9 protein-coding genes are annotated in these 12,682 nt (G+C 67.7%); 4 read left to right on the forward strand and 5 right to left on the reverse strand.

Annotation, left to right across the window (positions count from 1 at the left end; genetic code table 11):
• Positions 1–302 precede the first annotated feature (302 nt).
• The 3 genes from BKH28_RS01505 to BKH28_RS01515 are packed head-to-tail and all read left to right on the forward strand — an operon-like array spanning position 303 to position 2,214.
• A complete protein-coding gene (locus tag BKH28_RS01505; protein WP_075417178.1) occupies positions 303–1,154 on the forward strand; it encodes an ABC transporter ATP-binding protein in 852 nt (283 codons plus the stop codon).
• The gene (locus BKH28_RS01510) at positions 1,151–1,987 is read left to right on the forward strand and encodes an ABC transporter permease (protein ID WP_075417179.1); all 837 of its coding nucleotides are present in this window, start codon (positions 1,151–1,153) and stop codon (positions 1,985–1,987) included. Before BKH28_RS01505 ends, BKH28_RS01510 begins: the two co-directional genes overlap by 4 nt.
• Before the next feature lie 2 nt (positions 1,988–1,989).
• The gene (locus BKH28_RS01515) at positions 1,990–2,214 is read left to right on the forward strand and encodes a helix-turn-helix transcriptional regulator (protein ID WP_075417180.1); all 225 of its coding nucleotides are present in this window, start codon (positions 1,990–1,992) and stop codon (positions 2,212–2,214) included.
• 101 nt (positions 2,215–2,315) lie between these two features.
• Here BKH28_RS01515 and BKH28_RS01520 read toward each other — a convergent pair whose 3' ends face one another.
• The 5 genes from BKH28_RS01520 to BKH28_RS01540 all read right to left on the reverse strand — a co-directional run bounded on the left by BKH28_RS01520 (position 2,316) and on the right by BKH28_RS01540 (position 10,286).
• A complete protein-coding gene (locus BKH28_RS01520) occupies positions 2,316–5,888 on the reverse strand; it encodes a proline dehydrogenase family protein (RefSeq protein WP_075417181.1) in 3,573 nt (1,190 codons plus the stop codon).
• Positions 5,889–6,041: 153 nt separating this feature from the next.
• The gene (era, locus tag BKH28_RS01525) at positions 6,042–7,328 is read right to left on the reverse strand and encodes a GTPase Era (RefSeq protein WP_075417182.1); all 1,287 of its coding nucleotides are present in this window, start codon (positions 7,326–7,328) and stop codon (positions 6,042–6,044) included.
• Positions 7,321–8,607: a hemolysin family protein gene (locus BKH28_RS01530; RefSeq protein WP_075417183.1), complete on the reverse strand. Its 1,287-nt coding sequence runs from the start codon at positions 8,605–8,607 to the stop codon at positions 7,321–7,323. The genes era and BKH28_RS01530 overlap by 8 nt, the downstream gene beginning before the upstream one ends.
• A 7-nt stretch (positions 8,608–8,614) precedes the next feature.
• Positions 8,615–9,073, reverse strand: a complete 459-nt coding sequence (gene ybeY / locus BKH28_RS01535) for an rRNA maturation RNase YbeY (protein ID WP_009233916.1) — start codon at positions 9,071–9,073, stop codon at positions 8,615–8,617.
• Positions 9,063–10,286 (reverse strand): PhoH family protein, encoded by a 1,224-nt coding sequence (locus tag BKH28_RS01540; RefSeq protein ID WP_256695420.1) that lies wholly within the window; start codon positions 10,284–10,286, stop codon positions 9,063–9,065. Before BKH28_RS01540 ends, ybeY begins: the two co-directional genes overlap by 11 nt.
• 1,025 nt (positions 10,287–11,311) lie before the next feature.
• Here BKH28_RS01540 and BKH28_RS01545 point away from each other — a divergent pair.
• Positions 11,312–12,607, forward strand: coding sequence for a DUF6271 family protein (locus tag BKH28_RS01545; protein ID WP_143224036.1), 1,296 nt, complete (start codon positions 11,312–11,314; stop codon positions 12,605–12,607).
• Positions 12,608–12,682: the final 75 nt, after the last annotated feature.

Here is a 12,682-nt window from a genome sequence, read left to right on the forward strand (position 1 = left end):
GAACGCGGCCGCGAACGTGGCCGAGCAGAACGAGCCAGCCGCGGTCGGGGTGCCGGCCTGTCAGGCCCCGCCGCGGCGACTAAGCAGGAGGCTCACCTGGTGGCCTGGAGTCGCTCGCACGACGTAGACCCTACCCCGATGACACCCCGTCGTCAGGTAGGACGGCCGCACGGGACCGCAGTGTGAGACGGAGGCCGAAGGAGCTCCACCGCAGGCCACACTCTCAATCCGACGAACACCAACGTCATGATGTAGTATCTCTACTATATTCAGTTACGCCTCTACTCAGGAGGATTTGTGCGATGGCTCCAGTCATCACCACGGAGAACCTCGAGTTCTCCTACGGGGACACCCCGGTGCTGCGTGGCATCGACCTGTCGGTCGAGGCCGGAGAGGTCGTCTGCCTGCTCGGCCCCAACGGCGTGGGCAAGACGACGCTCGTGGAGAACCTGCTGGGTTCACTGATGCCGACCAGCGGCAGGGTGCGCGTGCTCGGCACCGATCCGCGCCGGGCGGGCGCCGACTTCTGGGCGCGGATCGGACTGGTGCAGCAGAGCTGGACTGATCACGCCAAGTGGCGGGTGAGGGACCAGCTGGAGTGGATCCGCTCGGTCCAGCTGACGGCGACAAGCCGGGTGAGCAGTGTCGACGAGGTGCTCGACGCCGTCGGGCTCAGCGAGAAGGCCGGCTCCCGGCTGTCACGGCTCTCCGGCGGGCAGCGACGCACCATTGACTTCGCGGCCGCGCTCATGGCCTCACCCGAGATCCTCATCCTGGACGAGCCGACGACCGGACTGGACCCGGTCTCGAAGGCGCGCCTGCACGATCTCATCCTGGCCCGGGTCGACGATGACGCCACCATCATCATGACCACCCATGACCTGGCCGAGGCCGAGCACCTGGCCTCTCGGGTGCTCATCATGAACGAGGGGCGGATCCTTGCCGACGGCACGGTCACGGCGCTGCGCGAGCGTCTCGATCGCGGCGCCGAGATCACCTGGGTCCAGGACGGCGCTCACCATGTCCACACCACCCACCGCCCCGAGTGCTTTGTCAAGGGGCTCGACCTCGACACCATTACCGGGCTGACCATCACCCGTCCCACCCTGGAGGAGACCTACCTCTCCCTCGTCAGCAAGGAGGCCCGAGCATGAGCATTCACACCGTCCTGGCAGTTCTGCGCGCAGCCTCCCGACAGGCGGCCACCGATCTTCGAGCAGGTATTGTCGGAATGAGCGTCGCGCTGCTGGCATCCTTAAGCGCCATCGTGGTCGTCGGCAGGAACACCCAGGTGAACGCCGAGGCCCACGCAACCTTCGGCCCCATGTTCCTCGCCAGCAGCATCGGCACGATCAGCTGCTTCATCACCCTCCAGATCGCCAGCGAGACCTACATCGACCGTATCGGCGGCGCCCTGCTGCGGGTGCGCATCCTGCCCCACGGCCCGCTTGCGTGGGCGATCGGAAAGACGATGTCCTCGATCATTCAGACCCTGGTCTTCCAGGGTGCCATTCTTCTCGGGGGAGCCCTGTTCGTTGAGGCGCTGCCCGTGAGTACGTCCCAGGTGCTGGCCTGCCTGCCACTCATAGCGCTGTCGGCTGTTGCGACGGTCCCGCTGGGCTTCCTCGTGGGCACCTTCGTTCGCGGCGCCTACAGCTTCATGGCCTCCTACCTGCCCATCTTCGCCCTCGTCGGAACGAGTGGTTTCTTCATGCCCATGGACCGCCTCCCGTCCTGGGTGCAGGCGGTTCAGCTGGTACTACCCACCTACTGGTCGGGGCACTTGACCCGCTGGGTGCTGGTGGGTGACCCCTCGTGGGAGGTGGGCCGAGCCTTCTCCCCGGCGCTTGCCGTCGGGGTCCTGGTGGCATGGACAGTTCTCGGCTTCGCGGGGGCCTCGTTCATCGTGCGACACAGCTTCCGCAAGGAGACGATCGGTAGTCTGGCGCGCGTGCAGTCCACCATTCGCTCCCAGTCCGGTCTGTGACCATGTCCGACGACATCGTCCACAACCGGATCGCGGTCCTGCGCGCCGACCGCAGGGTGAGCCGCCGAGAGCTCGCCGAGGCGCTAGGAGTCCATTACCAGACGGTGGGCTACCTCGAGCGCGGGGAGTACGCCCCCTCACTGCACCTGGCCCTGCGCATCGCCCGCTACTTCGACGTGCCCGTGGAGTCGGTCTTCTCCCTCGAGGAGTTCCCCCGTCTGACGTAAAACGCTGCCACTCATCGTAGTCGGGTGGTGCCCTCCGTCTGGGGAGGGCACCACCCGACTACTCGGTTCGGCGACGTGTCCGAGGTCCGGCGCCGACCGGCCTACAGGAGGCCCTCGGCCAGGTCCAGCGGGGTGCCGAAGCGGTGGTTGGTGATGGCCACAGCCTGCTCGCGCAGGAAGGGCAGCAGCTCGGAGTGCGGGCAGGCCGTCACGGCCCCGGTGTACAGGGCGATGTCGGGGCTCCCGCCGGTCACCCGGCTGGCCTGGCTCCAGCGGGCGGCCGAGGTCTCCTCACGTGGGCCGAGGATACGCACACGCGTTCCCAGCCCGCCGGAGGCGGAGAGCTCAGCCAGGCGGGCGTCCCAGGTGTCCTGGTCCTCGACCGTCACCTGGACGCCTGCTGCCAGCAGCGCGTTCTGCAACGGCTGGGGCAGACGGTCGGCCACCGACAGGCTGATGAACCCTCCGGCGCGCACGCCGGCCGCCATGACGCGCACGACGTCGGCCGGCTCGGTTCCAGACCCGGCGCGCACGACGACGTCAGTGGGTCGGTAGCGCAGGACGTTGCGCTCGCAGGCCAGTGCCGTGACATCGCGGTTGGCGCCGTAGGCGCTCCTCCAGGCCGAGGCGTCGGCCACCAGGGCGCGGCGCAGCCCGGCCAGGTCGTCCTCGCCCAGCTGACCGCTGACGGCGTCGCACAGGCTCGCCACGCGCGGGTCCAGCGCCGCAGTGCCCTGGCCCGCAGACTCCTTCACGTACTGGCCGTCTGCGGGCTCGATGTCCCCCAGTCCCAGCAGGTAGGAGGGACCGCCGGCCTTCGTCGTCGAGCCGATGACCGAGCGCTTCCAGCCGCCGAAGGGCTGGCGGCGCACGATGGCCCCGGTGATGCCGCGGTTGACGTAGATGTTGCCGGCCTGGATCGAGTCGAGCCAGACGGCCAGCTCGGCCGCGTCGAGGGTCTGGAGCCCGGAGGTGAGCCCGTAGTCGACCGCGTTGACCGCATCGATGGCCTCCTCGAGCGTGTCGACCCGCATGACGCCGATGACGGGTGCGAAGTACTCGGTGAGGTGGAACTCGCTGCCGGGTACGACCCCGGCTCGGATACCCGGGGTCCACAGGCCATCACCGAGGTAGCGGGGCTTGAGGACCCAGTGCTCACCGCCCCCCAGGGTGGTCAGGCCGCGCACGGCCTTCTCGTCGTCGGGCACGACGACGGGCCCCATCTGGGAGTCCAGCGACAGCGGCAGCCTGACCCTCAGGGAGGCGGTTGCGTCCACGAGCTGGCGGGCGATGCGCTCGGAGGTGCCGGCCGAGGAGACCAGGACCAGCAGGGAGGAGGCCGAGCACTTCTGGCCGGCGTGGGCGAAGGCCGAGTAGACGGCGTCGCGCACGGCGATGTCGGGGTCGGCCGAGGGGGTGACGATGATGGCGTTCTTGCCGCTGGTCTCCCCCAGCAGGTGCATGTCCGGCTTCCAGGAGCGGAAGAGGCGGGCTGTGTCGTAGGAGCCGGTGAGGACCACGCGGTCGACGTCCTTGTGGGTCACCAGGTGGCGTGAGACGTCGCCGTCCTCCAGCGGGGCGAGCACCACGAGGTCCTCGGGGATCCCGGCGTCGTGGAAGGCGCGCACGAGCTCGGCCGAGCAGCGTCGGGCCGGCGGGGCGGGCTTGAGGATGACGGCGCTGCCGGCCGCCAGGGCCGCGGCCACTCCCCCGGTGGGGATGGCCACCGGGAAGTTCCAGGGGGAGGCGACCACGGTGACGTCCACCGGGGCGAAGCGGGCCCCGACCATGTACTCGGGGTCGTGCAGGAGCAGCGAGGCCTCGGCGTAGTGGTGGCAGAAGTCGATGGCTTCGCTGACCTCGGGGTCGGACTGGTCGATGGTCTTGCCGGCCTCGGAGCCGGCGACCTCGATGAGCTCGGCGCGCCGGGCGGCCAGCACGTCACCGACGCGGTGCAAGGCGGCGGCCCGCTCTTCCGGGTCCAGGGACTGCCAGACGCCGGCAGCCTCGGCCGTCGCGGCCACGAGGGAGTCCACCTCGGCGTTCGTGGCCAGGCGGGCGGCACCTGCCTCCACCTCGGCCACGCCCCGCGTGGAGCCCGGGATGGCGGCGGCGATGTCCCGGGCCCACTGGCGGTTGGCGGCCAGGGCCGGGTCGGAGTCGGGCTCGGAGACGAAGGGCCTCCTGGCGCGCTCGGCAACCGTCCCGGTCTCCTGAGGAATGCCAGCCTCCCGCTCGGCGAGCCGGTTCTGGGTGCGGTTGGGCACCGGCACCGGGGCGTCCGGGTCGAGGTCTGACAGGGCCGCCAGGAAGCGGTCGCGCTCGCGGGCGAAGATCTGCTCGTTGCTGGCCAGGTCGAAGACACCGGACATGAAGTTCTCCGGCGCCGCGTTCTCCTCCAGGCGGCGCACCAGGTAGGAGATGGCGACGTCGAACTCGTGAGGGTTGACGACGGGCACATACAGCAGGAGGTGGCCGGTCTCGCGGCGGACGACCTCCTGGATGCCGGTGGCCATGCCGGAGAGCATCTCGAACTCGACGCTGTCCTCGACGCCGCGTGCGGCGCGCAGCTCGAAGGCGAAGGCGATGTCGAAGAGGTTCTGGCCGGCTACGCCCAGGCGGATGTTGCGGGTGCGCTCGGGCGTCATCGCCCAGGAGAGCATGCGCTTGTAGTTGGTGTCGGTGGCCTGCTTGGAGGGCCAGGTGGTCAGCTCCCAGCCGTGGATCTCGGCGTCGACCTTCTCCATGGACAGGTTGGCGCCCTTGACGATGCGGACCTTGACTCGTGAGCCGCCGGAGGCGACACGCTTGGCGGCCCACTCCTGGAGGCGCTGCATGGCGCCCAGGGAGTCGGGCAGGTAGGCCTGCAGGACGATGCCGGCCTCGTAGCCGCGCATGTCCTCCTGGTCGAGGATCGCGGTGAAGACCGCGATGGTCAGGTCGAGGTCCTTGTAGTCCTCCATGTCCAGGTTGAGGAAGGCGCCGTGGTCGCGGGCCAGGCGGTAGAGGGGCAGGAGGGCCTGGACGCCGTGGGCGACGACCTCCTCGAAGCCCCAGGGGTTGTGGGGGCCGGTGACGGCGGAGACCTTGACCGAGACGTAGTCGACGTCCTCGCGGGTGACAAGGCGGGAGACCTCGGCCAGGCGGCGGGCCGCCTCCTTCTCCCCCAGGACGGCCTCGCCCAGGAGGTTGACGTTGAGGCGGTTGCCGCCCTTGCGCAGGCGGGCGAGGGCGGGTCCGAGGCCCTTGTCGGTGGCATCGACGACGAGGTCACCGACGATCTCCCGGAAGACCCGCCGGGCGACGGCGGTGACGGTGCGCGGGGCGAGGCGGGAGGCGGCCGAGCCCAGGCCCATGGCTCCGGCCAGGGCGTGCGGCAGGAAGTCGGTACGCCCTGCGGACAGGCGCTTGAGGGCTGTGCTGGCGACGTCGAGGTCGGTGGGACGCACGACGTCGTCGACGAAGCGAGTGGTGAATGTCAGGCCCTCAGGGTCGGAGAGGATGCCGGAGAGAAGCTTGGCCGAGCGCGGTACCGGCTCGGAGGCCGACTCGTCAGCCCACCGGCGTGCTCGGGCGACGGCTCTCTCACCCAGCGCCCACAGGTCGTCGGGGCAGCGGCGCCCTGCGCTACCTGCGTCGGTACGGGGCTGACTGGGAACGGCGTTGTTCGTCATGCGTTTGGTCTCCAGGTCGATGTGGTATTGGACCTTCCAAGTGTGCGTGACAGCACCCCTTGTGCGCGACTGATTCGGATGTCGAGTCGCCTGGTGTCGCACGTTCCCGTCCCAGATACCGTCCGCACCACTCCGCTCGCAGCGCGGAGGGGTTCAGAAACCGAGGCGGGCCAGGGCCTTGGGGTCGGACTGCCAGTCCTTGGCGGTGCGTACGTGCAGGTCGAGGTAAACCTTGCGCCCCAGCAGCTCCTCGATGCCCTTACGGGCGGTGACGCCCACCTCCTTGAGGCGCCGTCCTCCCTTGCCGATGATGATGGCCTTCTGGGAGTCGCGCTCGACGACGAGGCTCACGCGCACCTGGAGACGACCTCCGGCGCCCTTGATGCGGCCGACCTCACGCTCGTCGTCGGGGTCGGCGATCTCGTCGACGACGACGGCCAGGGAGTGGGGCAGCTCGTCGCGCACGCCCTCCAGGGCGGCCTCGCGCACGAGCTCGGCGATCATGACCTGCTGAGGCTCGTCGGTGATCTCCCCGGTGGGGTAGAGCGGCGGAGACAGGGGCATGTGCCCCAGCAGGACCTCCTCGAGGACGTCGATCTGCTCGTTGCGCTGGGCTGAGACCGGGACGATGTCGGCCCAGTCCCCCAGCTCGCTGACGGCCAGGAGCTGGACGGCCAGGGCCTCGCGGGTGACGGTGTCGGCCTTGGTGACCACGGCGACCACAGGGGTGCGCAGCTCGGCGAGGTCACGGGTGATGAAGCGGTCGCCGGGGCCGATCTTCTCGTTGGCGGGGATGCAGAAGACGACGACGTCGACATCGGTGAGGGTCTCGCGCACCAGGTCGTTGAGGCGCTTGCCCAACAGGGTGCGGGGGCGGTGGAGGCCGGGAGTGTCGACCAGGACGATCTGCGCATTCTCCTTATGGATGACGCCGCGCACGTTGTGGCGGGTGGTCTGTGGGCGCCCGGAGGTGATGGCGATCTTGGCGCCGACCATGGCGTTGGTGAGGGTGGACTTGCCGGCGTTGGGGCGGCCCACGATGCAGGCGAAACCGGCGCGGAAGTCCTCGGGGAAGTCGGGGACGACGATCTCGACGCGGGTCGAGTCGGCAGTGTCAGCGGGCTCGTCCTCATCCGCGTCGTCGTCCTCGTCCAGGATCGGGAAGCCGTCTGCGTCCAGCCCGATGGCGGCACCGGAGCCATCGGAGCTGTCAGCCTCGTCTCCGGTCTCGTCCTCGCCGTCTTCCTCATCGTCAGGATCGGTCAGCGGGTTGGGTCCGTCCATGAGCTCGGCGTCGGTAGGGAAGCGGAAGCCGGCCGGGGCGGGGCCGGGCGCCGGCATCTCGAGGGGCTCGGACAGGAGCTCCTCGGTGGCCTCCTCGGGGGGCTGGGGCTGGTCGTCGCGGGCTGCGGAGGCGGTCTGGTCGGCGGTGTCAGTCATCGGTGTCCTCTTCGGGGGCGGTGGTGCGGGAGGCGAGAATGGTGGAGACCTGGCGGCGGCGGCCGGTGGCCTCCTCGGCCTGGAGGTGGACGCCCTGGGTGTCTCCGGCGGCTCCGGGCAGGGGGACGCGGCCGATGGCCTTGGTGAGCAGGCCGCCGACGGTGTCGACGTCGTCGTCGTCGATCTCGAGGTCGAAGAGCTCTCCGAGCTCGTCCAGGGCGAGTCGGGCGGGGACGCGGTAGGTGCCGGGGGCGACTTCGACGACCTCGGGCAGCTCGGGGTCGTGCTCGTCGGTGAGCTCGCCGACGACCTCCTCCAGGAGGTCCTCCATGGTGACCAGGCCAGCGGTGCCGCCGTACTCGTCGACGGCCAGAGCCATGTGGAAGCGACCGGTCTGCATCTCGCGCAGGAGGTCGTCGGCGGGCTTCGTCTCGGGGACGTACTCGGCCTCCCGAACGAATCCGGCCACGGCCAGCTCCTCGTGCTCGGGGTGGGCAGCCAGGCGGCGCAGGACGTCCTTGAGGTAGAGGATGCCGCGCACGTCGTCGGCGTCCTCCCCGATGACGGGCACACGGGAGTAGCCGGAGCGGATGAACAGGCGCATGGCGGCGGAGGCGGGCTTGTGGGCGTCGATGGTGACCATGTCGGTGCGTGGGACCATGACCTCGCGCACGAGGGTCTGGCCGAGCTCGACGACCGAGCGCATCATCTCGCGGTCCTCGTCCTCGATGGTGTCGGTCTCGCCGATCTCGTCGATCATCTCGCGCAGGTCCTCGTTGACGGCCTCGCGGGTCTCGGCGTCGGTGGGGGCAGCCTCGGAGCGGCGGGTGCGCGAGAGGAGGCGGCGCTGCGGGGCGCCCAGGACGTCGACCCAGGTGAGCAGGCCGCCCAGGGCCAGGAGGGTGCCGGCGGGGTTGCGTCGGCCGTAGGTGCGCGGAGAGAAGCCGACGACGACTCCCAGCAGGATGATGTTGGCCAGCAGGGCCAGGGCCAGGACCTGCCACCAGGCGCGCACGAGCCCGGAGGCGGCCAGGGTGATGAGGACGGCGGCCAGCATGTCGACGGCGACGCGGGCGACGCTGAGGGCGCCCAGGACGCGGGGGCGGTGCTCGGCCAGGCGGCGGACCCGGGCGGCGCCGCGGCGGCCCTCCTCGATGAGGTCGTCGGCGGCGGCGCGGGTGAAGCGCAGCAGGGCGGACTCTCCGGCCGAGAGCAGGGCGCCCAGAGCCAGGACGATGACCGCGCAGGCGATGAGCGCGGCGGTGGGGATACCGGTCACGCGGGTCTCACTTGCCGCGCTCGGCCAGGAAGGTCAGCAGGAGGCGGCGCTGGAGGTCGAACATCTCCTTCTTCTCCTCGGGCTCGGCGTGGTCGTAGCCCAGGAGGTGGAGGATGCCGTGGACGGTGAGCAGGAGCATCTCCTCGACCGCCGAGTGCCCGGCGGCCAGGGCCTGCTTGGCGGCGACCTGAGGACACAGGACGATGTCGCCCAGGGTCCCGGCGGGGGTGGGCGAGTCGGCCGAGCCGGGGCGCAGCTCGTCCATGGGGAAGCTCATGACGTCGGTGGGGCCGGGCAGGTCGAGCCAGCGCACGTGGAGCTCTTCCATGGGCTCGGGGTCGATGAACATGATGTTGAGCTCGGCGGCGGGGCTGACGTGCATGGCGGTCAGGACGTGGTCGGCGAGGTCCGCGAACTCGGCGGCGTCGATGACGGTGGTGGTCTCGTTGATGACCTCAGTGGTCATGCGGGTTCCTCTCCGAGTAAGGCCGGGCGGGGCGGTTGCTGCTCCCCCGACGGTACTGGCTGTTGCGGCCGCTACGGCCAGGCGGTCCGGCGGGTCGGGCGGCGGCATCCTGGGCGGCGACCTCGGCGTCGTGGCGGGCGTAGGCCTCGATGATGCGGCCCACGAGGCGGTGGCGCACGACGTCGGCCGATCCGAGCTCGCAGAAGCTGATGCCCTCGACACCGGCGAGGATCCTGCGCACGACGATGAGGCCGGACTCGCGTCCGCCGGGCAGATCGACCTGGGAGATGTCTCCGGTGACAACCATGCGCGAGCCGAAGCCGAGGCGGGTGAGGAACATCTTCATCTGCTCGGGGCTGGTGTTCTGGGCCTCGTCGAGGATGACGAAGGCGTCGTTGAGGGTGCGTCCGCGCATGTAGGCCAGGGGCGCGACCTCGATGGTGCCGGCGGCCATGAGGCGGGGCAGGGCCTCGGGCTCGAGCATGTCGTGGAGGGCGTCGTAGAGGGGGCGCAGGTAGGGGTCGATCTTGTCGGTGAGGCTGCCGGGCAGGAAGCCGAGGTTCTCGCCGGCCTCGACGGCGGGGCGGGTGAGAATGATGCGTGAGACGCGCTTGCGGGCCAGGGCGTCGACGGCCTTGGCCATGGCCAGGTAGGTCTTGCCGGTGCCGGCGGGGCCGATGCCGAAGGTGATGGTGGATTCCTCGATGGCGTCGGTGTAGGCCTTCTGGCCGAGGGACTTGGGGCGGATGGTGCGGCCGTGGGAGGTGAGGATGTCGTCGGTGAGGACCTCGGTGGGGCGGGTGGAGGTCTCCAGCAGGCCGACGGCGCGTTCGACGGCGTCCGCGGTCAGGGGCGTGCCGGTGCGGGCGACGTCGATGAGCTCGGAGAGCAGGACGACGACGGTGTCGACGCGGGCAGCGGGGCCGGAGACGGTGACGGCGGTGCCGCGCACGTGGATGTCGACGTCGGTGAAGCCCTTCTCGATGGCGCGCAGGACCTCGTCCCGGGCGCCCAGGAGGGTCACCGGGGCGACGTCCTCGGGCAGAGTGAGGGTGCGGACGACCGTGGCGTCGGGAGTGGTGGACTCCGGATGAGTGGTGGCCGAGTTGACTGATGAGACGGTCGGGGCTGTGGAACCTGCCGGGATTGAGGAGTTGGCGGTTGAGGAGGTCATCGCCGGCGAATCGGCTGCAGCGGTGGGCGGTGTCGTCATCACTGTCGATCCTAGATGATTGGCCCGAAAGACGCCGAGGGCACGGCACCCTGGGCCGGGGCGTACACCGCCGTCGAATCATCGCCCCGTTGGCTGTCATGTGACCAGGTACCTTGGGAGGACATCGACGCCGCCCTTGGTCGCCACCGCCGAATGGGCCCACTAATGCGGGCACCATCCGGCCCCACTCCACCATCGGCATGCGTACCCCCGCCGAGCACGAAGCCACCTGGACCCCAGACACCGACGACGTCGGCCAGCAGACCATCAGCCAGCCCCAGTCGGAAACCACCGGCGCCAGATAGACCAGCCTCCACAAAACCTACGGCTTGACACCTTGGTCAGGTCATGGCGCGCACCCCGCTGAACTCTGGGACCGGCCACGCTCCTAAGAACCTTGCCAAGGTGCCGGTGGGTCAGGGCGACCGTGGTGGAAGATGACATCGGCGGCGTGACCTCCGCGACCTCGTTGGCGACGGAATTAAGTAGAAGCCTTCATCATCACCGTGCGAGTCACGCCGCACCTGCACCAACACGTCGGAACCACTAGAGATCAAACAACCACCCGACGACCTTGCCGACCCCTGTCATGCCCTCCGCGGTCCGCAAGATTCGCGGGCAGTCCTACGCCAGGCACCGAGCCTCGTAGACGGGCATCTTTCACGAGTCTCACCGGAGGCTTGACCAACGATCGACCGAGTGATATAAATAACGCCGCGACGCTACCTGGATTCACATTCTTACGGAACGACCACACCCTCATCTGCGTATGTCACTGCGCCATCAAGTTCTGTCAGGCTCTATAAATCTGGATTTCTCATCAGGAAATAATTCATAGAACACCCCCTCCTCCCTGACACCTCAGAACTCTCCTGAATTCATAGCACCGCGAGACATACACATCATCCCACTCCGTTTCATCTGAACACACTGCATCCAGCACCTCTCCACGGCGTCCACAGGAGGCACGCTTAGCTGTCACCTTCGACGATATGCCTGCATCCAGGTCAAGAATGGAGGATAAAGTGACACACTCCGACAGGGTGTTTATGGTGCCCACCCACAGACCAATCGAGCGCGCCGCCTTGGAGCGTCACGTAGCGGAGATCGAACACGCGCGACACACGCTCGGCGAACGAATTCCTTTAGTCATCGTTGAGAACCGGTCAGATAACCGGCACCTCATTTCTGAGGTGGCGGCCGAGCACCCCCAACTTAACATATATCGACTGGATGACTCCGACATTGCCGAGTTTCAGGAGGCGCTGAAGCGTCATCTGCCCCCACCCTCCAGGGCTGCCCTGGACAGCATTTCTGACACCGGAGTGCTCAACTATGGCAACGTTTTTAACCGGCTGTACCTGGTGGCCTCCGCAATGGGAGCTCGGCATCTACACCGGCGCGACTCCGACACCTATGCCCAGGAGAACGAAGGACGGCTAATTCCTCCACTTGAACTGGAAATGTCCTTTCTGGGCGAAGTTGACACGGAGGGCATGACGTGTTTTATGGTAGGCGGCGGCTACACAGGCAAGTGGAGCATCGATATCGATCACCTCATACACCAGCCCAACCGCGAGCCGGCATATCGATTTTTCCGTACACTCAGCATCGAACCTGAAGACTTTAGCCTTGTTCTCGAAGAACATATCCAAGGTAATGCCAGTGAATATATCGAGGATCGACTGGAGTTCAACTCGAAAAAGGAACCGGACTGCGGAAACGTGGCCCTGTACGACCTCTTCAGATACATTCCCTGCTCGCCCGTCGACTATGCTCTCGGATCCGACTACTTCACGATTGCAAACATTATCGAGCTCGGTTTGGGACGCGTCTACCACAACCGTTCCGCCGTACATATGCACACCGACACGAGATACAGTGACGAAACGAAGCTCTACTCCTACTGGCGGGGCGTAGCAACCCTCATTGTTTACCAGCACTTCTACAGAAATTTTTACAAGACCCTAAAGTCGATCGATAATCCGACCACGGAACGTGACAAAAGCATCATAGCCTGGAGGCTTGCTCGCCACCTGGAAGAGTTTCTAGAAGTCCACCTTAAGAATACGGCAGGACTTGATCTGCTCCTTCAAGACTTTACACAACTCATCCACATGAAGGAGGACGTGGCCGTCAGTCGGGCGATCGATTCCCTCCAGTCCGAATTACCGGTTATCAAGCGGTCAGTCACCGATGCGTTGCCCTCGCACGTGCAGCTGCTGCGCGAGTGGCACACCATCACGGCGGCTGCGACAAAACTGAGCTGCTCCGATCCGAGTTGGCAAGAATCCTGGCTGGTCGGCAAGCATGCGAACTGAAACGACCTTCCTTGACCAGGTTCACAAGGCTCTGAGCGGAAGACACCGCGGCCTCGACACGGTGGAGTCGGTGCC

Origin of the sequence: Actinomyces oris, assembly GCF_001937665.1 — a bacterium.
Classification (GTDB): Bacteria; Actinomycetota; Actinomycetes; order Actinomycetales; family Actinomycetaceae; genus Actinomyces; species Actinomyces stomatis.

Bases quoted from the DNA above. Each gene is read 5' to 3' on its own strand.
- BKH28_RS01505 (WP_075417178.1), top strand. From the start codon at position 303: ATGGCTCCAGTCATCACCACGGAGAACCTCGAGTTCTCCTACGGGGAC.
- BKH28_RS01510 (WP_075417179.1), top strand. From the start codon at position 1,151: ATGAGCATTCACACCGTCCTGGCAGTTCTGCGCGCAGCCTCCCGACAG.
- ybeY (WP_009233916.1), bottom strand. From the start codon at position 9,073: ATGACCACTGAGGTCATCAACGAGACCACCACCGTCATCGACGCCGCC.
- BKH28_RS01540 (WP_256695420.1), bottom strand. From the start codon at position 10,286: ATGACGACACCGCCCACCGCTGCAGCCGATTCGCCGGCGATGACCTCC.
- BKH28_RS01520 (WP_075417181.1), bottom strand. From the start codon at position 5,888: ATGACGAACAACGCCGTTCCCAGTCAGCCCCGTACCGACGCAGGTAGC.
- BKH28_RS01515 (WP_075417180.1), top strand. From the start codon at position 1,990: ATGTCCGACGACATCGTCCACAACCGGATCGCGGTCCTGCGCGCCGAC.
- era (WP_075417182.1), bottom strand. From the start codon at position 7,328: ATGACTGACACCGCCGACCAGACCGCCTCCGCAGCCCGCGACGACCAG.